The organism is Kitasatospora sp. NPDC092948, from assembly GCF_044754805.1.
GTDB lineage: Bacteria > Actinomycetota > Actinomycetes > Streptomycetales > Streptomycetaceae > Kitasatospora.
In genome coordinates this window covers 284,248-302,504 of the sequence record NZ_JBIVPU010000001.1, presented here as the reverse complement: position 1 = coordinate 302,504, position 18,257 = coordinate 284,248, and the positions used below count along the sequence as shown (strand labels likewise).

Sequence of the window (18,257 nt, the reverse complement as noted above, 5' to 3'; positions counted from 1 at the left end):
GGTTCGTCGACCACGATGGACATTCGATGAGCATGAGCATGACCGACATGGACGAAACGACCGGCACGGCACGACCGGCATGGCGGGCAAGGCACGCAGGTCCGGCAGGTCCGGCTCAGGCCAGGCCGCGCAGTAGCTCCTCGACCTCGGCCGCGTCGCCCGTCAGCTCCAGCCGGCGGTAGTGGCCCAGCGACTGCTGGAGGCAGATCCGGGCCCGGTCGGGGTGGCCCAGGTGGGTCAGGGCCTCGCCGAGGGTGCGCAGGACCGTGCCTTCCAGCAGGCTGCCGATCCGGCGGGCGTGCGGCAGCGTCTCCTCGGCGGCCCGGACGGCGGCCCGGTCGCGGCCGGCCGAGAGGTGGATGCGGGCGATCAGGCTGCCGGTGGCGGCCACGAAGGCCGCCATGCCGAAGGAGCGGAACCGCTCCAGCCCGTAGGCGGCCTGCGCCAGGGCGGGTTCGAGGTCGCCGCACAGGTGCAGCACCCGGGCGAGGTAGTACCGGCCGACGGACTCCGAGATCGACACCTGGCGGCCGGTCAGTTCGGCGCACTGCTCGGCGGTCCTGCGGGCCTCCGCCAGGTGGCCCAACTGGGCCTGGTTGAAGGCCAGTTCGCCGAGCACCAGGCCTTCGGCGTTCTCGTCGCCGAGGCGGTGGAAGAGCTCGGCGGCCTGCTCCAGGCAGGCGACGGCCTCGGCGTAGTCGCGCAGGGCGCGGGCATTCGCGCCGAGCAGTTTCAGGGTGTCGGCGCGCAGCCGGAGCCGGTCCTCGCCGTCGCACAGGGCCAGGCAGCCGCGCAGTTCCCGGCCGGCCTGCGCGTAGGAGTTGGCGTGCCACAGCATGCCGCCGCGGACCGAGCGGGCCAGCGCCTCGGCGTCCCGTTCGCCGCGTGCGCCGGCGGCGGCGGCGACCTGGCCGGCGAGGTCGGCGACCGTGAACACGTAGCTGCGGCCGAACAGGATGGAGCTCATGGTGTCGAGCAGGTCGACGGTGTCGGCCAGCGGCAGTCCGTCGTCCTGGCAGGCCCGGTGGACGACGGTGCGGTGCAGGGCGGTCCGCTCCCGCATCCAGGCGGTGGCCTCCTCGATGGTGGCGAAGCGCTGCCCGCTCGGGCCGTCCCCGGCGCGGTCGCGGTGCGCGGTGCGTTCGGCGTTGCGCGCGCTGGCCACGCAGAAGTCCAGCAGCCGGGCGAACGCGGCGGTGACGGAGGCCGGGGTGTCCTGCTGGGCGCCGCGCCGGCGGGCGAACACCTTCAGCAGGTCGTGGAAGCCGTACCGGTCGGCGGCGGGCGACTGGAGCAGGTTGAGGTCGACCAGCGCCTCCAGGAGGTCGCGGGTCTGCTCGGGGCCGCGGTCGAGCAGTGCGGCGGCGTCCGCGACCCGCAGGTCGGGGGCGTCCGGCAGGGCGAGCAGCCGCAGCGCGCGGGCCTGCTCGGCGGTGAGCCGGGCGTAGGAGAGGGCCAGGACGGGCTCCACCGCGGCCTGTTCGTGGGCGAGTTCGCCCAGCCGGGTGCGTTCGTCGGCGAGGCTCGCGGCCAGCTCGGCGAGCGGCTGCCCGGGGTCGGCGGCGAGCCGGGAGCCCGCCACCCGCACGGCCAGCGGCAGGCGGCCGCAGGCGGCGACGATGGCGGCCGCCGCCTCGGGTTCGGCGTCGATCCGGGCCCGGCCGGCGACGGCGGCGAGCAGGTCGAGCGCCTCGTCGGTGGCCATCGCGTCGAGCGGCAGGTGGCGGGCGCCGGGCAGCGTGGTGAGCCAGCCGCGGCTGGTGACCAGCACCGCGCAGGTCCGGGAGCCGGGCAGCAGCGGGGCGACCTGTTCGGCGCCGGCCGCGTTGTCGAGCAGGATCAGCAGCCGGCGGCCCGTCACCGTGGTGCGGAACAGCGCGGCGCGTTCGGCGAGGTCGGCGGGGACGTCACGGTCGGCGACGCCGAGGGCGGTGAGGAAGCCCGCCAGCGCCTCGGCCGGGTCGAGCGGCACGGCCTGCGCGCCGCGCAGGTCCACGTGCAGCCGCCCGTCGGGGAAGTCCGCGCGCAGCGCGTGGCCGACGTGCACGGCCAGGCTGGTCTTGCCGACGCCGCCGAGGCCGTTGATCGCCGAGATGACGACGGCGCCCGGGTCGGGCTCGGCGAGCGCCGCCGCCAGCCGGGCGACGTCCGCCTGGCGGCCGGTGAAGTCCGGTATCCCGGCGGGCAGTTGCTCGGGCACGGCGGTGGGCGCCGGTCCGGTCGGCCGGGGGTCGGCAACGGGCCGGGCGGCGGTTGCGAGGCTCGGGTCGGCGCGGCGGATGCGCCGGTGCAGGTCGTCGAGGTCCTCGCAGGTCAGCCCCTCGGCGAGGTAGAACCGCCGGGCGTCCTCGTACACCGCGCGGGCCTCCTCGGGCCGGGCGGACAGGTGGTACTCCAGCATCAGCAGGGCGCGGAACCGCTCCCGGTAGGGGTGGGCGAAGACCGCCTGGTCGAGCTCGACCAGGCAGGACGGGCCGCTGCCGAGTTCGACGTCCAGGCCGAGCCTGGTCTCCAGTGCGTCCAGCCGGCGTTCCGTCAGGTGGCGGCGGAGTTCGGCGGCGTGCGGGCCGGGCAGGCCGGCCAGCGGCTCGCCCGCGTGCAGGTCCAGTGCGCGGGCGAGCAGGTCGCGCGCCCGGGGCCGTTCACTGGCGGCGAGGGCCTCCTCGGCGCGGGCGACCAGGCCGTCGAAGGCGACGGCGTCCACCGACTCGGCGGGGACGTCCAGCCGGTAGCCGCCGTCGACGGTGACCAGCAGGTGCCCGGCGTCGTGGTTCCTGAGCTCCCGGCGCACCCGGTAGGCATGGGTGGCGAGCACGGACCTGGGGTTGCCCGGCGGGTTGTCCTCGTCGAAGACGCCGTCGCCGAGCCGGTCGGCGGTGAGCACCCGTCCGGGCGCGGCGACCAGCATGGCGAGGAACGCCTGCTGCTGGCGGCGGCCGAGTTCCAGCTGTCGGTCGCCGCTCCAGGCGGCGAGCGGGCCGAGGAGTCGGAAGCGGAGCCCCTGCGGGGCGGCGGCTGTCTCCATGTCAGGTCTTTCTCCGTACTCGTTCCGCCCGGGCCGACGCCCCCGGAAGCGGGCGCTCGCGGGCAGCAGGTGCTCGCGGGCGGCAGGCCCTCGCGGGCGGCGGGCGCTCACCGGAAGCGGGCGCTCGCGGGCGGCGGGCACTCAGGGGCGGTGGGCGCCGCCCGCGTGCGCGGAGTCGGGCGGCCCGGGGTGGTGCATGGGGTGCGACCGGACGGCGGGCCCGGGGCGGGGACTGCGCGCCCCGGGCACCGCCGCGGTCGTTCAGCAGCCGGTGAGCGGCGGCAGCATGACGTAGGGGCTCTCGACCGAGCTGGGGCTGATGATCCCGCCGTGGAGCTGGCCCGGGACGTACGTGATGCCGGGCTGCCGTTCGAAGACGACGCGGTTGCAGGTGTCGGTGATCAGCAGGTCGCCGCTGCGCCAGAGCGTCACCCGGGCGTGCGGGTTCCCGGCGGTGCCGCTCTCCCAGCACAGCCCGCCGTTCGCGTTGAGGACGACCAGGTCGCCGTCCTCGCGGATGACGGCCTTGGCCCCGCAGTTGACGGTGCCGGACGCCCAGGTCGCCTGCTGGTGGGAGAAGTCGTTGTTCGGCGCGTAGTAGGTGACGAGGTTCCCGTCCCGCTGCATGATGAGCCGCGCCGTGCCGAACTGGCCCGGGTTGTCTATGTGACCGTTGTTGCTCGCCAGCAGCTGTTCACCGTCCCAGATGCTGGCGGTCGGCTGGTCGTACACGGCGTGGGCGGTGCCCTGGGCGGTCAGCACGGTCGCTGCCGCCAGTGCGACGGCTGCCAGTGCGCCGAGTCCCCGGGTGGCTCGTACGGTGGTGCGGCTCAACTTGTCGTTCCTTTCGGTGGTGCTGTCCACAACGGGTGGCGATGCCCGTGACCTGCGTCTACGGGCTGATGATCACCTCGCAGACGGGATTCTGGGACGCGCGGATTGACGCGCGATGAACGGTGGCGTTTAGGCGTCGGCGGACGACCCGGCTGGCGACCTGGCTGACGAACCGGCTGACGGGCCGGCTGACGGGCCGGCTGACGGGCCGGCTGACGACCCGACGGGGAGCGGGGCGGGGAGCACGGCGGAGATCGGCCAGGCGGGGCGGCGCACCAGCCGGTCGGCGGCGGCCCGCAGCGCGCCGGGCAGGTGGTGGCAGGCGGCGGCGAGCGCCCGGGCGGCGGCCGGCTCGCGGTCGGAGCGCTCCCGGCCGATCATCCGGGCGAGCAGCTCCAGCGCCTCGTCCGGGGTCAGCGGTCCGACCGGGACGGTGCTCGGACTCCCGTCCCCCGCCCGGCCGTCGATGACGACGACGGCGGCGTTCCCGGGCCCGGCGGGCAGCAGCGGCCGGACGTCCTCGACGCCGGTGGCGCCGTCGATCACGACCAGGACCCGGCGGTCGGCGAGCAGCCGGAGGTACAGGGCGCGGCGGTCGGCGGTGCTCGCCGGTACGGCCTGTTCGGCCACGCCCAGGGCGCGCAGGAACGGTGCCAGGAAGCCGGCGGCGGCCCGGGCGTCCGTGCCGTGCAGGTCGGCGTACAGCTGCCCGTCCGGGTGGTCCGGGGCCGCGAGGTGGGCGGCGCGGACCGCCAACGCGCTCTTCCCGGCACCGGGCGGGCCGGTGACGGTGACCAGCGGCGACGAGGCCCTCCGGGGCCCGGCCAACAGTTCGGCGATTCTGGCGAGTTGGCTGCGGCGTCCGGTGAAGTCGCCGGGGTCGGGCGGGAGTTGAAAGGGGCGCAGGACCGGTCGGGCGGCCGGTCGCGCGGTGGGCCCGGCCGCCCCCTGCGCCTGCTTCTGCGTGTGCGCCGGTATCGGTGCATGCGGGTCGAGTTCGCGGAGCGCGCGCTGTGCCTCGCCCCGCCGCCCGGCCAGCATTCGGCGCTCGTGTTCGGCGAACGGGCCCGGGACGCCGTCCAGGGCGGTGCCGTGCCAGAGGCCGAGGGCCGCTGTCAGCAGTTCGCGGGCGCGCTGCGGCTGCCAGTTCAGGCGGGCGGTGGCGGCGTCGGCGAGCGCGGCGAGGAAGGCCGTCCGGTCGATGACGGCCGGGTCGACGTCCAGGCAGTACCCCTTGCCGACGTGCCGCAGGACTTTCCCGTCGCCGCCCAGTGCGCTGCGCAGCCGGTACATGTTGCCCGGGAGCGCTCCGGCCCGGTCGGGTGCGTCGTCCCCCTCTTCGCCCCAGACCCCGTCGATGATCTCACTGACCGTCACCGGTCGGCCCGCGTGCGCGAGGAGCACGGCGAGCACCGCCCGGTCCCGGGCCCGGTTGATCCGCAGCTCCTGGCCTGCGCGCCGGGCCGTCAGGGGGCCGAGGGTGGTGAAGTGGAGCTCCAGCGCGTCCTCCCCGCGGTGATCATGTTGACGTTCCGTCATGTTATCGCTCTCCGTCACGCCGCCCGCCGGGCCCCGGAACAGGGCCCGAAACCCCGGTCCCACGCCCCCGGCCCACGTCCGGTCCAGGGCCCGGGCCCGCGTTCCGGCCCGCGTTCGGGCCCGTGTTCGACACGGGCTCGACCGGCCCGCGATCCCGGGATCGTGAGCGGTGGCAGGAGGCCGACGGGGCCTCCCCGACAGAGGAGCCGACGATGGTGGAATTCAAGATCGAGGTTGTGGTCCTCCCGGTCGCGGACGTGGACCGGTCCAAGGAGTTCTGGACCCGGATCGGGTTCCGCGAGGACGTCGACCACTCCGGCCCGGGCGGCTTCCGGGTCGTCCACTTCACCCCGCCCGGCTCGGCCGCGTCGATCATCATCGGCAGCGGCGTGACCGACGCGGCGCCGGGCTCCGAGCACGGCGTGCACCTGATCGTCGACGACATCGTGGCGGCCCGCGCCGAGTTGACGGCGGCCGGGGTCGAGGTCAGCGAGGTCTTCCACGACGCCGGCGGGGTCTTCCACCACGCCGGGACGGCCGAGCGGCTGGCCGGTCCGCACCCGGAGCGGCGCTCGTACGGCTCGTTCCTGTCCTTCGCCGACCCGGACGGCAACACCTTCGTCCTCCAGGAAGTCACCACCCGGGGCCCCGGCCGGACCGACCACGTGGTCTACCGCTCCGCCGCCGAACTCGAGTCGGCACTGCGCGACGCGGCCGCCGCCCACGACAAGCACGAGGACGAACTCGGCCACCCCGACGCCGAGTGGCCCGCGTGGTACGCCGCGCACATGGCCCACGCGGCCGGCCTGGACAACTGAGCGGCCGGCCGCACGACGAAGCACAGGAAAAGCGGGTGCGCGCCGTGTCAGCGGAGAGCGGGTGCGACGGCACCGCGACGGTTGCGGGCCGGGACGCCGGGCAGCGTGGCCGCACGGTGGCCCGGGCCGGACGGCACCCGCTGCTCACCGACGGAGCGCGCCAAGCGAACCACGCGACGAAGAGCGGGATCGGACAGATGCAGCCAAGCCGATGCGACGGCACCGCGACGACAGCGGGCCATGAAGCCAGACAGCGGGACCGCACGGTGGCCCGGGCCGGACAACACCCGCCAATCGCCGACGGAACGCGCCAAGCGAACCACGCAACGAACAGCGGGATCGGACAGATGCAGCCGAGCCAGCACGACAACAACACCACCACCCCGGGCCGCAACGCGGTGACCCGGTCCGGACGACACCCACTCCCCACCAACAGGACACGCGAAGCAAACCGCGCAACGAAGAGCCGGATCGGACAGATGCAGCCGAGCCAGCACGACAACAACACCACCACCCCGGGCCGCGACGGCGGGCAGGCGGAACTGGCAGCGTTCATGGAATCCGCCGCCGGACGGGCTCTCGTGGTGCGTGGCTCGGCGGAGGCCGACCGTGTTGCGCTGCTGGCCCGGATCGTCGCGTTGGCCGAGCAGCAGGGCCAGCGGGTGGTGCGGGCGGCCGGCGTGGAGGTGGAGTCCGCGTTGCCCTGGGCCGGACTGCACCAGTTGCTTCTCCCGCTGCTCGCCGACGTGGCGCGGCTGGACGAGGGCACTCGGGCGGTGTTCGACGGCGTGTTCGGCGGGGCGTGCGACGGTCCGCCGTCGGTGATGACGCTCGGCCTGGCCGTGCTCCGGCTGCTGGCGCTGGCCACCGAGCAGCGTCCGCTGCTGCTGGTCCTGGACGACGGGCAGTGGCTGGACGACGCGAGCGCCGATGTCTGCGGGTTCGTGGGCCGGCGGCTGGCCGGCCGGCCGGTGCGGCTGCTGGTCGCGGTCCGCGACGGCCTGCCGTCGCGTTTCGACGCCGCCGCGCTGCCCGAACTGGCGCTCGCCGCCCGCCCCGAGGAGGCCGTCGCCCCGGAGCCGGGGGTGCTGACCTGGCAGGAGCGTCGCGTCGCCGACCTGGCGGCCGGCGGTCTGACGAACAAGCAGATCGGTGTGCGGATGCACCTGTCGCCGCGCACCGTCGGCTCGCACCTGTACCGCGTCTTCCCCAAGCTGGGCATCACCACCCGGGCGGCCCTGCGCGACGCGCTGACCCGCGCCGCGGGCTGACGGCCCCGGTGCTTCTCCGGAAAGGACCACACATGATCAGCAGGCGTACCTTCACCACGGCGGTCGGTCTCGGCCTCGGCCTCGGCCTCGGCACCACCGCCGTACCGGCCAACGCGTCCCCGACCGACGCAGCCTCGGCCGCCCCGCACGCCCCCGCGTCCGCCACCGCGTCCGCCACCGCACCGACCCCGACCGCGCAGAGCGCCCTCACCGCGTTCACCGACCTGAAGCAGGTGCGGGCCGGCGTGCTCGACGTCGGCTACGCGGAGCTCGGGCCGAAGCACGGTCCGGTGGTCGTCTGCCTGCACGGCTGGCCGTACGACATCCACAGCTTCGTCGACGTGGCCCCGCTGCTGGCGGACGCCGGCTACCGGGTGATCGTGCCGTACCTGCGGGGCCACGGCACCACCGCGTTCCTGTCGCCGACCACGGTCCGCAACGCGCAGCAGTCGGCGATCGCGCTGGACATCGTCGCGCTGATGGACGCCCTGCGGATCCGGCAGGCGGTGCTGGCCGGTTTCGACTGGGGTTCGCGGACCGCCGACATCATCGCGGCGCTGTGGCCCGAGCGGGTCCGGGCGCTGGTGTCGGTGAGCGGCTACCTGATCACCGACGTGGCGGCGCAGCGCAACCCGCTGCCGCCGAAGGCCGAGCACACCTGGTGGTACCAGTACTACTTCGCCACCGACCGCGGCCGTGTCGCCATGGAGACCAGGCAGAACCGGCACGACCTGTGCCGGCTGGTGTGGGACGAGGTCTCCCCCACCTGGGACTTCGACGACGCCACTTTCGAGCGCACCGCGGCGGCGTTCGAGAACCCCGACTACGCCGCCATCGTGATCCACAACTACCGCTGGCGGCTGGGTCTGGCCGACGGCGAGCGCCGCTACGACCGGTACGAGCGGCTGCTCGCCGCCCGGCCGGCCGTCGCGGTGCCGACCGTCGCCCTGGACCCGGCGCTGGACCCATTCCTGGCCTCCACCGACGGCAGCGGGTACCGGCAGTTCTTCACCGGCCCGTACGAGCACCGCGTGCTGGCCGGCGTCGGCCACAACGCGCCGCAGGAGGCCCCGGCGGAGTTCGCCCGGGCCGTGCTGGACGCCGACCGCCTGGCGGTGCGCCGGTGACCGCCGACGAGCGGGCGGCGGCGGAACGCCGGGCCCGGTTCGGCACGCTCCCGGAGCGGGTCGCGTTCGCGGACCTGGTCCAGGAGCAGCCCCCGGCGGCCCGGCCGGGCGCCGGGTACGACCCCGACGCCCAGGCGGTTCGCTTCGCCTGCCTGGCGGCAGACCTGGGCCTCTGAGCGGGCGTCAGCCGATGTCGTACATGCCGTCGCCGTCGAGGTACCGCACCGTGTTGAGGTCGCGCTGGAGCACCGCGTCCACCGGGTGTTCCAGGGTGAGGGTGGCCGGGTAGCCCCGGTCGTAGGTGGTCGGGGTGATCGGGTCGCCGGGTTCGACCAGCACGGTGAGGTCGCGGAAGCTCTCCAGCGCGCGGATCCGGTCGAGCGCCCGGTAGCGGATCAGCCGCCCGGCGGCCGGCGAGACCAGTGCGGCCCAGGCGAACGCGTGCCGCCGCCGGTAGTCCCGGCCGGCCCGGGCGCGGAACCGCTCCGGGCGGGCGTAGGCGTCGACGATCCACTCCAGTTGGCCCTCGCCCAGCAGGTCGTCGGTGTAGTACGGCAGTCCCGACATCCGGGCGCCCGCCTCGATCAGCCGCGGGCCGTCCGGCGTCAGCTTGATCTCCAGGTGGGCGGCGCCGTGCCGGATGCCGAGCGCGTCGAGCACCCGGCGGCCGTACCCGGCGAGTTCGGGGACAGGCTGCTCGTCGGCGCGCACCAGCACCTGGGCCACCACCAGGTCCCGCACCCCGTTGGCGGAGATCCGCTCGGTGCGCCAGGCGTCGGTCAACTGGTGCGTCCCCGCGCTACTGACGGTGTTCAGGATGTACTCGGCGCCGACCAGGTACTCCTGCGCCACCACCTCGTCGATCGGCTCGCCGTGCACCGTGCCACGGCTGCGGAGCCGGCGCAGCGCGGTGACGGACTGGTCCGGCGAGTCGCAGAACGTCACGCCGTCGCCCCAGTAGCTGCGCAGCGGTTTGACCACTGCCCGGCGGCCCAACTGTTCGTGCCAGGCGCGTAGTTCGGTCTCGTCCGCGGTGCGGATCTGGCGCATGGCGGGGACGCCGCGGGCCCGCAGTGCCTCGATCTGGAGGTACTTGTCGCGGCGCGCCGCGCTGAGCGCGGTGCCGTTGGTGGGCAGGCCGAGCCGTTCGGAGAGGGCGTCGGCGAGTTCCACCCCGGTCTCCCGGCCGGGCAGGACGGCGACGGGCCGCAGCGCCGCCAGCCGGGCGGCCGTGGCGGCGGTGTCGCCGTCGTGGATCAGCACCCGGCCGAACGTCGTCTCGTCCACCGGGTCGACGCCGAACGGCAGTCGGGGTGTGCTCCGGACGTGGACGACTTCGCCGCCGACCGCGCCGAAGGCGTCGACGTGGCCGTGGGCCGCGCCGAACGCGTCGACGACCGCCACGCGGAACGCTGCCATCGCTACCCCCTGCGGGTCGGGCCGGCGAGGATCTCCCGGCGGAGTTCGAGGAGCCGGTGGACGGCGTTGGTGAGGACGTGGCGCACGCTGAATCCGGAGGTGCCGGGGTGTTCGGCGTTCAGGATGCCGTGCTCGCCGGCCTGCGCGCCGATCTCCCGGCGGGTGAGCCCGGTCCGGTCCGTGAACGCCTCCGGCAGCATGCGCCGGGTGATGCCCAGGTGCACCATCCGGAAGTCGACGAACCGGTCGATCAGCCGGACCAGTCGGGCGGTGCCGGCCTCGTCGAGCACCAGCCGGCCGTTGCGCACGGACTGTGCCACGTTCAGGCCCAGGCTGGAGGCGCTCCGCCACTGGGCGACCACCGGCCGGGCCCAGGACGGGAAGTAGGACATCGCCTGGTCCAGGTAGCTGCCGTACTCCTCGGTCGGGGGCAGCAGCACCAGTTCGAGGAGCTGGACGCTGGGCATGAACGCCCCGCTCGCTCCGCGCGGGCCGCCGGGGTGGCCCATGTGGTACGGCCGGAAGTGGCCGAACGCCTGCTCGGACAGTTTGCGGTAGCTCGCCATGTGCGAGGTGAACTCCGCGACGCAGCGGGCGGATTCGTCCAGCACCGCGGCCGGTTTCACCGCGTCCGGCGCGGCGACCAGGGCCCGCAGGCCGTAGGCGGCGGACCTGACCCACGGCTCGGACAGGTGGTGGCCGAGGTAGAAGTCCCGTTCCAGCGCGCCGAGTCGGCCTTCGGAGAACACCCGGATGTCGCCGCAGCGTTCGAACTCCTCGCTGTTGACGTCGATCAGCAGCTCGTAGCTCAGGTGCGGGTCCAGGCCGGGGAACCGCGCGCACTGCGCGGAGATCAGTTCCGTCAGCTCGCGGGGGGCGGCGTGCGGCCCACCGGGCACGAACCCGCTGAGCATGAAGAGCAGGTCGAGCTGGGTGACGCGGGCCGCGCGCGGGTCGTCCCCGAGCGGGCCGACTCCGGTCAGCAATTCGCGCTGCTTCAGGGCCAGTTGATGGTGCGTCAAATCGCCGCGTGCCACCTCGGCGAGGTCCTGCGGGAGCTCGTGCAGGACGTAGTCGCGAAGCGGCGACGGCGAACGGACGGGCGCCGGGCGGCCCGGCGCGGTGCCGTTGAAGAGTTCGGTTCGGTCCACGTGCACTCCTTGTCCGCGACGGAGGACGGCGGGCCGGCGAGGGCGTCGCCGGCCCGCCTGCGGTCGGATCAGGGCTTGACGCAGCGGAAGCTGCTCGCCGCGTTCGGGTCGCCGTGCGTGTAGCGGGAGACCATCGGGTAGCGGCACACCTCGCGGGCGACGGTGCGGCCGTCCGCGGTGGGCAGGGTGGCGTGCAGCACGTCCGGCGCCTTGCCCTGCTCGACCCAGGCGGTCAGCGCCGCCAGGTCGTCGACGTCGTTCAGGGCGCAGTGCGAGACGCCGGGCGCCAGGAAGACCCGGTAGAAGTCGTCGACCTTCGCACTGCCGCCCATCCGGTCCTCGACGCGCTTGCGGTAGTCGACGGTGCCCCGGGTGGGGATCAGCTGGTCGGCGTCGCCGTGCCAGGTGAGCAGCTTGCCACCGGCCCTGCGGAACGCGGACAGGTCCGCGTCGCGGGTGCCGATGACCGGGTCGAACTCGGCGCGGGCCTTCTTGAAGATCTCCGCGAACTGCGGGTACGTCAGGTTCGCCGCGCTGTAACCGGGCTGCTTCTGCACGAAGTTGGCGACCCACTGGGCGGGGACGACGAACGGCGAGCCGGTGGTGACGCCGTCCGCGGTGGTGCTGGCGGCGAGCGGGAGGAAGTCGGCCCCGATCGGCAGCCCGTACCAGAGCCGCCGGCCGTCGCTGTCGCGCGGGCCGTCCCAGATCCGGCGGACCACCTCGGCGTCGGCGGCGCCGATGGTGTACTCCTTGCCCTCGCACACCACCTTGGCGCCGATCAGCCGCCGCGGGTCGAAGTCGCACCGGTTCGGGTCGCCGATCAGGCCGTCGGCCACGCCGTCGAGCTTGTCGCAGGCCTTCAGCGCCGCCTGGTTGAACAGGTTGAACTCGCAGGCGGTGGGATAGGTGTGCTGCTCGTTCATCACCACCTGCGGCCACAGCGAGGCCACTTCGAACTGGTTCCAGTTGACGGCCGGGGCGTCGGCGTTGATGCCGTCGAAGTCGGTGGGGTACCGCTGCGCCTCCATGTAGCCCTGGCGTCCGCCGGTGGAGCAGCCGTTGAAGTACGAGTGGAACGCGGTGTGGGCGTAGGCGCCGTCGACGACCTGCTTGCCGACGACCGCCAGCTCGTGGACCGAGCGCGAGGCGAAGTTCTCCAGCAGCGCGGTGTCGACCCGGCCCTGCCCGTTCAGCGCCCAACTGCTGTCCAGGCCGCTGGTGTCCACGCCCGCGTCGGTGGTGCCCGCCGCGTAGCCCTGCTTGACCGCCGCGGCCACCGAGCCGATGTTCCCGGCGGCGTACGCGGAGCCTCCGACCGCCTGGAAGCGCCCGTTCCAGCCGGACTCCGGCAGCCAGATCCGCACCGTGGCAAGGTCGTTCGCGCCCGGGTGGGTCAGCGTGACGGTCACCTCGCAGTGCGCCGGCACGTCCGCGACCTGGCCGCCGCCCAGCGGCGGGGTTCCGGGCACCTGGAACGTCCCCGCCGGCACGGGCGTCGCCGTCACCGACGCCACGGCGGCGCCGTCCGGCACCGCGGGACGGACGGGGGCGCAGGCCGGCGGGGCGGAGCCGGCGGCCGCCGGAGCGGCGCTCGCCGGCACGTTGACGGCCGCGGCCGCCGCCAGCGAAAAGCCTGCCGCCGCGAGCCTCAGAAGCCGTCGATCCATGTCTTTCTCCTCGAACTCGGGAATCGCGCGTGACCACCCTCGCCCGCGCGCCGACCCGGGCACATCAGTCATCCGACTGCGGATTCCCGCGGCCGCGATCCGTCCGGTCCGCTGCGGGCGGAGGGCGTCCGGGCCTTGACGGAGCCGAACGGGCCCTGCGACCGGCGGCCCGGCCGCCCCGACCGTCGCCGTCGACGACCCCGCCCCGGCCGGGGCGGGCGCGCGGCTCCGCCTCACCGTCCGGTGGCGGAGCCCGCGCGGTCCTGCCGTTGACGGTCGGTCAGCGGGCGGACAGCGCGCCGTCGAGCTCGCGGCGGGAGGAGACGCCCAGCTTGGTGAACACCTTGCGCAGGTGCCACTCGACGGTGCGGGGGCTGAGGAACAGCTGCGCGCCGATCTCCGCGTTGGGGTGGCCGCCGGCCGCGAGGCGGGCGATCCGGGTCTCCTGCGGGGTGAGGACGGGGGCGCCGACCTCGCGCCTGCGCACCGTCTCGCCGGTGGCCAGCAGCTCCTGCCGGGCCCGTTCCGCGAACGCCTCCATGCCCATCGACGCGAACGCGTCGTGCGCGGCGCGCAGGTCGTCGCGGGCCCGGGCGCGGCGGTTCTGCCGGCGCAGCCACTCGCCGAGCAGCAGCCGGGCGCGGGCCTCGAAGACGGCGAGTCCGCCCGCGGCGAAGTGCTGGACGGCCTCCCGGTAGCGGTCCTCGGCCTGCTCCGGCGGCCCGGCCAGGGCGTCGGCGACGGCGTGCGCGCCGAGCGCCCAGGGGGTGCCGGCCCGGGCCCGCTCGGCCAGCTGCTCGCGGGCCCGGGCCGCCGCGTCCAGGTCGCCGGCCCGGGTCGCGGCCTCGACGAGTTCGGCACACGTCCAGTGGTGGACGGCGAGATCCCGGTGCCCGGTGCCGCGCAGCGCCGCGTCCAGCGCCGACGGGTAGGAGCCGTGGCCGTTGTGGAGCACCGCCCGGGCCAGCGCCGCCGTGGCGGCGAGCCGGCCCAGGCCGCGCCGCTCGGCGTCCCGTTCCACCGCTTCGATCGCCGCCAGGGTCGGCCGCTCCGGCCCCTGGTGGGCGTCCAGCAGCGCGGCTGTGCCCGCCCGCATCGCCGCCTCCCCGCCGGTCTCGACGGCGGCGGCTCCCGCCAGCAGCTCGCGGGCCTCGGCGAAACGCCCGGCGAAGGCCAGGGCGGTCGCCCGGTTCGGCAGCGCCGCCGCGAGGGTGGACAGCGCGCCGGTCTCCCGGGCGGTCCGCACCGCCCGGTCGGTGACGTCCAACCAGGCCGCCAGGTCGCCCAGTTCGGCGGCGACGTCGGCGACCGCCCACAGCAGGGACGGGTCCTCGGCGACGGCGCGCGGGCGCAGCGCCTCGGCCAGCAGCGGCCGGGCGGCGGCCGTCCCCTCGACGGCCCAGCCGCTCAGCGCCCGCAGCAGGACGCCGGCCGGCTCGTCGCCCGGCGGCAGCGCGCGGGCCGCGTCGGCGACCCGCCGCAGCGCCCGCTCGTCGTGGCGGCCGGCCCGGATCGCGGCGCCGAACGCCGTCAGGCAGGTGTCCCGCGCGGCGGCCGGGTCGAGGTCGACGAGCCGGTCCGCGGCGTCGAGCAGCGGGCCCACCGTGCCGGACCCCTGGTCGGTCAGGGTGGCCGCCCGGGCCCGCAGCCGGTGGACGTCGGCCTGCTGAAGCGGGTCCAGCGGGCCGAGTTCGGCGGCGGCGAGCAGGTCGGGCACCCGGTCGGCGAGGCCGGCGGCCAGGTGGGCGGCCGCGGCGGCCAACGCGCGCCGCGCCTGCCCCTTCGGGTCGGGGCTGAGCGCGGCGGCCCGTTCCAGAAAGGACGCGGCGGCGGCCCGGCCGCCGCGCGCCAGCGCCCGGTCGGCGGAGTGCTCCAGGGCGGCGGCCACGTCCTCGTCCGGGCCGGTCGCGGCGTGCGCCCGGTGCCAGGCCTGCCGGTCGGGGTCGCGCCCGCCGTCGGTGGCGTCGGCCAGCGCCCGGTGGGCCGCGCGCAGCGCGGCGGCGTCGGCGGCGCGCCACACGGCCGAGCGCACCAGCGGGTGCCGGAACCGCACCGGGGCGCCGACGGTGATCAGGCCGGCGGCCTCGGCGGGTGCCGCCGCGTCCGCGCCGATGCCCAGCAGGCGCAGCGCCTGCCACAGCAGCGGCCCGTCGCCGACCGGTTCGACGGCGGCGACCAGCAGCAGTGCGCGGGTGTCGGCGGGCAGTGCCTCGATGCGGCGGCGGAAGCCGGCCTCGACCCGGCCGGTCAGCGGGCCGGCCCCCGGTCCGCCGAGGCCGAAGGCCAGCTGTGCGGCCGTCAGTCCGGACGGCAGTTCCAGCAGGGCGAGCGGGTTCCCGCCGGTCTCGCCGACGATCCGGTCCCGGACCCGGGCGTCCACCGGCCCCGGCAGCACCCGGTCGAGCAGCGCCCGGGCGTCGGAGTCGCCCAGACCGCGCAGCGTCAGGTCCGGCAGGCCGGCGAAGCCCTCGTCGCCGCTCTCCCCGTCGGCGGTCCGCTCGGCGAAGACCAGGGCCACCGATTCGGAGTCCAGCCGGCGTCCGACGAACGCCAGGATCCGCTGCGACATCAGGTCCAGCCACTGCGCATCGTCCACCAGGCACACCAGCGGCGCCTCGGCCGCGGCCTCGGCGAACAGGCCGAGCACCGCCATGCCGACCAGCAGCATCTCGGGCGGGTTCCCGGCGCTCAGCCCGAACGCCACCCGCAGCGCGTCCCGCTGCACCGGCGGCAGTCCCTCCAGCCCCGCCAGCAGTGGGGCGCACAGCCGTTGCAGCGCCGCGTACGCGAACTCCGCCTCGGCCTCCACCCCGGCCGCCCGCACCACCTGCGACCGCCCGGCCCGCTCGGCCAGTCGGTCGAGCAGCGCCGACTTGCCGACGCCCGCCTCGCCGCGCAGCACCAGCACCCGGCTCCGCCCGTCGCGCACCTCGCGCAGCAGGTCGTCGAGCAGCTCCGACTCGCGCTCCCGCCCGAGCAGTTGACGCTTCGCCTGGTCCACCATGTCCCCTCCGGTGCGCATCCGGCCGCGTCCCATCCTACGAACCGGCGCGGCACCTCCCCGATGCGCCGTCAGTTCGCGGGCGGCTCGGCAGGTCGGTGATCGGCGCGTCCGCTCACCAGCGCACCCGCAGGCTGCGCGCGCTGCGGGTGGTGGCGCCGAGGCGCCAGTCGACGGGGGCGGACGGGTCGGCGAGGCGGAGGTCGGGGAGCCGGGCGGCGAGGCGGTGCAGGGCGGTCCTCAGCTGGGTGCGGGCCAGCCAGGTGCCCAGGCAGTAGTGCGGGCCGGCGCCGAAGGCCAGGGTGGGGGACGGCAGGGGGGCGAACAGGTCGCCCGCCAGGCCGTCCGGGAAGACCGCCGGGTCGCGGTTGGCGCTGCCGAGGCAGATGGCGACGGTCTCGCCGGCCGTGACGGGCACCCCGGCGACCTCGGCGGCCCGCACGGCCTGACGGGTGGTGAACTTGTCGTCGCCCAGCTGGATGTGGTGCAGCAGCCACTCCGTGGCGTGCCCGGCCTGCTCCTCCTCGGCGAGCCGGGGCCAGCTCCCGGGCCGCTCGCCGAGCAGGTACAGCAGGGAGTTGGCGAGGACCGCCGCGACGCTGTCGCTGCCGCTGGCCGCCAGTCCGCCGACCAGGAACGTCAGCTGCTCCTCGGGGATGCCGCCGGCCTCGTCGGCGGCCTGCACCAGGCGGCTCACCACGTCCTCGCCGGGCCGGCGGCGGCGCTCGGCCAGCAGCTCGGCCGCGAACTTCGCGAACTCCCGCTGGTCCTGCGAGACCTGGCCGTCCGATTCGGCACCGTCGGCGGTCAGGCAGGCGGCCCACCGGCGCAGCTGCCGGTAGTCCAGGCCGTCCAGGCCCATCAGGCGCTCCGCGACGGCGAACGGCAGCACGCCGGTGAACTCGGCGACCACGTCGGCCGGCGGCCCGACCGCCACCAGCTCCTCCAGCAGCCGCCCGACCACCGTCTCCACCCAGGGCTGCCAGCGGGCGACCGCCCGGGGCGTGAAGGCGCCCTGCACGGTACGCCGCAACCGCTGGTGGTCGGAGCCGTTCTGGTTGTAGAGCGACGCCGGGTCGGTGGACACGTTGAGCGCGGCATCGCCGGCGGGAGCGCCGTCCTCGGCGCGCACGAACCGCGGGTCGGTCAGCACCTGCCGTACGTCCTGGTACCTGGTCACCACCCAGGCGGGGGCGCCGTCCCGCAGGGTGCTCAGGTACGGCGGCGCGGCCTCGGGGAGGTCCAGTGCGTGCAGCGGCGGCAGATGGGTGGACATGGCACCTCCAGGTCGGCGGCGGTCGCCGGTGCTCCGAATGGGGCAGGAATTGCCGATTACGCTACCTGACTGACCATCAGATTTCTTTCAGGCCGAGCCATGTCGGTTCCGCCGAGTCCGCTTCCCCTGTGGTTAGCATCGTTTCCCGTTCAGTTCGGTGACGATTCATCCGGAGGGCCGTGCGTTGAGCCCAGAGAGAGCCGTCGGTCCGGGAGTCGGATCCATCGCTGTTCTGCGATACACCGCCTATCCCGTCCTGCTTCTCGCGGTACCCGTGGCGGCCATTGCCACCCTCCGCGAGCACTGGGACATCGGACGCGTCCTCGTACTCCACCAGCTCGGCGTCATCGGCTACCTCTGGGCCCTCGAACGGCTCATCCCCTACCGCCGGGAGTGGCACCCGGGCGGGCGTGAACTCCGGTGCTACGGCGTCTACTTCGTCCTGACGATGGTGGGCGGGGCGATCGGCCAGCTGCTGGTCGCGGCCCTGGTGGCCCGCCTGGCGCCGCCGCATCCGACGCTGTCGCTGGGCGCCGAGATCCCGCTCGCCCTGCTCGCCGGCTCGCTGGCGAAGTACCTTTTCCACCGCTGGTCCCACCACCAGTCCTGGCTGTGGCGGCTGCACGGCGTCCACCACGGACTGGACAAGGTGAATGTCACCAACAACGGCGTCAACCATGTGCTCGACGTCCTGCTCGGGCAGGCCGCCGTCCAACTGGTGCTGGCCTGGCTCGGTTTCTCCCGGGAATCAATTTTCTGCGCCACGCTGTTCGTGGTCGCCCAGGGGTATTTCGTGCACGCCAACATCGACGTCCGACTCGGCTGGCTCAACCACGTCCTCGGCAGCCCGGAGCAGCACCGGCTGCACCACAGCACCGACCTCGCCGAGGCCGGCCACTACGGCGCGGACCTCGCCGTCTGGGACCACCTGTTCGGCAGCTTCACCTGGCGGCCCGGACAGGTCCCGGCGGCGGTCGGGCTGAGCGACCCGGCCAGCTTCCCGCCCACCACCAGCGTGCTCGCCAGCCTGCTGCACCCCTGGCGTCCCGTTGCCGACGCCACCACCGACTCGGCCGGCTGACCCGGCCCCCGCCCCCGCCCAGCCGTCCCGTCCCGGGGCGCCACG

At 75.1% G+C, this 18,257-nt stretch carries 12 protein-coding genes and 1 pseudogene; 5 read left to right on the top strand and 8 right to left on the bottom strand.

Going from position 1 to position 18,257, the window contains the following annotated elements; genetic code table 11:
* Positions 1–115: 115 nt before the first annotated feature.
* The 3 genes from ACIQF6_RS01045 to ACIQF6_RS01035 all read right to left on the bottom strand — a co-directional run bounded on the left by ACIQF6_RS01045 (position 116) and on the right by ACIQF6_RS01035 (position 5,398).
* Positions 116–3,025 carry an AfsR/SARP family transcriptional regulator gene (locus tag ACIQF6_RS01045; RefSeq protein ID WP_400888506.1) on the bottom strand — a complete coding sequence of 970 codons (2,910 nt, stop codon included), beginning with the start codon at positions 3,023–3,025 and terminating at the stop codon, positions 116–118.
* Between the two features lie 261 nt (positions 3,026–3,286).
* Positions 3,287–3,859 (bottom strand): hypothetical protein, encoded by a 573-nt coding sequence (locus tag ACIQF6_RS01040; RefSeq protein WP_400888504.1) that lies wholly within the window; start codon positions 3,857–3,859, stop codon positions 3,287–3,289.
* A 129-nt stretch (positions 3,860–3,988) separates the two neighbouring features.
* A complete protein-coding gene (locus tag ACIQF6_RS01035) occupies positions 3,989–5,398 on the bottom strand; it encodes an AAA family ATPase (RefSeq protein WP_400888502.1) in 1,410 nt (469 codons plus the stop codon).
* Positions 5,399–5,610: 212 nt separating this feature from the next.
* Between ACIQF6_RS01035 and ACIQF6_RS01030 the strand changes: the two genes are divergently transcribed.
* From ACIQF6_RS01030 to ACIQF6_RS01015, 4 genes and pseudogenes are all read left to right on the top strand, one after another.
* Positions 5,611–6,216 (top strand): VOC family protein, encoded by a 606-nt coding sequence (locus ACIQF6_RS01030; RefSeq protein WP_400888500.1) that lies wholly within the window; start codon positions 5,611–5,613, stop codon positions 6,214–6,216.
* A gap of 1,085 nt (positions 6,217–7,301) precedes the next feature.
* Positions 7,302–7,487, top strand: a pseudogene (locus ACIQF6_RS01025) (response regulator transcription factor); the annotation flags it as partial.
* Positions 7,488–7,519: 32 nt separating this feature from the next.
* A complete protein-coding gene (locus ACIQF6_RS01020; protein ID WP_400888498.1) occupies positions 7,520–8,614 on the top strand; it encodes an alpha/beta fold hydrolase in 1,095 nt (364 codons plus the stop codon).
* Entirely contained in the window at positions 8,611–8,790 is a 180-nt protein-coding gene (locus ACIQF6_RS01015) for a hypothetical protein (RefSeq protein ID WP_400888497.1), read from the top strand. The genes ACIQF6_RS01020 and ACIQF6_RS01015 overlap by 4 nt, the downstream gene beginning before the upstream one ends.
* Before the next feature lie 7 nt (positions 8,791–8,797).
* On the opposite strand, the gene ACIQF6_RS01010 is transcribed toward ACIQF6_RS01015, so the two are convergent.
* The 5 genes from ACIQF6_RS01010 to ACIQF6_RS00990 form a co-directional block, all read right to left on the bottom strand.
* Positions 8,798–10,033 carry an ATP-grasp domain-containing protein gene (locus ACIQF6_RS01010; RefSeq protein WP_400888495.1) on the bottom strand — a complete coding sequence of 412 codons (1,236 nt, stop codon included), beginning with the start codon at positions 10,031–10,033 and terminating at the stop codon, positions 8,798–8,800.
* A 2-nt stretch (positions 10,034–10,035) separates the two neighbouring features.
* Complete coding sequence (locus ACIQF6_RS01005; RefSeq protein ID WP_400888493.1) at positions 10,036–11,184, bottom strand: hypothetical protein; 1,149 nt, start codon at positions 11,182–11,184, stop codon at positions 10,036–10,038.
* A gap of 68 nt (positions 11,185–11,252) precedes the next feature.
* Positions 11,253–12,854 carry a tannase/feruloyl esterase family alpha/beta hydrolase gene (locus tag ACIQF6_RS01000; protein ID WP_400888491.1) on the bottom strand — a complete coding sequence of 534 codons (1,602 nt, stop codon included), beginning with the start codon at positions 12,852–12,854 and terminating at the stop codon, positions 11,253–11,255.
* Between the two features lie 280 nt (positions 12,855–13,134).
* Complete coding sequence (locus tag ACIQF6_RS00995; RefSeq protein WP_400888489.1) at positions 13,135–15,876, bottom strand: AAA family ATPase; 2,742 nt, start codon at positions 15,874–15,876, stop codon at positions 13,135–13,137.
* Positions 15,877–15,970: 94 nt separating this feature from the next.
* Positions 15,971–17,131, bottom strand: coding sequence for a cytochrome P450 (locus ACIQF6_RS00990; protein WP_400888487.1), 1,161 nt, complete (start codon positions 17,129–17,131; stop codon positions 15,971–15,973).
* Positions 17,132–17,315: 184 nt separating this feature from the next.
* On the opposite strand from ACIQF6_RS00990, the gene ACIQF6_RS00985 reads away from it, so the two are divergent.
* Complete coding sequence (locus ACIQF6_RS00985) at positions 17,316–18,212, top strand: sterol desaturase family protein (RefSeq protein WP_400888485.1); 897 nt, start codon at positions 17,316–17,318, stop codon at positions 18,210–18,212.
* The last annotated feature ends 45 nt before the right edge of the window (positions 18,213–18,257 follow it).

Excerpts from the sequence above, each read along its gene's own strand:
- ACIQF6_RS01045 (WP_400888506.1), bottom strand. The coding sequence starts at position 3,025 with ATGGAGACAGCCGCCGCCCCGCAGGGGCTCCGCTTCCGACTCCTCGGC.
- ACIQF6_RS01035 (WP_400888502.1), bottom strand. The coding sequence starts at position 5,398 with ATGACGGAACGTCAACATGATCACCGCGGGGAGGACGCGCTGGAGCTC.
- ACIQF6_RS01030 (WP_400888500.1), top strand. The coding sequence starts at position 5,611 with ATGGTGGAATTCAAGATCGAGGTTGTGGTCCTCCCGGTCGCGGACGTG.
- ACIQF6_RS01020 (WP_400888498.1), top strand. The coding sequence starts at position 7,520 with ATGATCAGCAGGCGTACCTTCACCACGGCGGTCGGTCTCGGCCTCGGC.
- ACIQF6_RS01010 (WP_400888495.1), bottom strand. The coding sequence starts at position 10,033 with ATGGCAGCGTTCCGCGTGGCGGTCGTCGACGCGTTCGGCGCGGCCCAC.
- ACIQF6_RS01000 (WP_400888491.1), bottom strand. The coding sequence starts at position 12,854 with ATGGATCGACGGCTTCTGAGGCTCGCGGCGGCAGGCTTTTCGCTGGCG.
- ACIQF6_RS00995 (WP_400888489.1), bottom strand. The coding sequence starts at position 15,876 with ATGCGCACCGGAGGGGACATGGTGGACCAGGCGAAGCGTCAACTGCTC.
- ACIQF6_RS00990 (WP_400888487.1), bottom strand. The coding sequence starts at position 17,131 with ATGTCCACCCATCTGCCGCCGCTGCACGCACTGGACCTCCCCGAGGCC.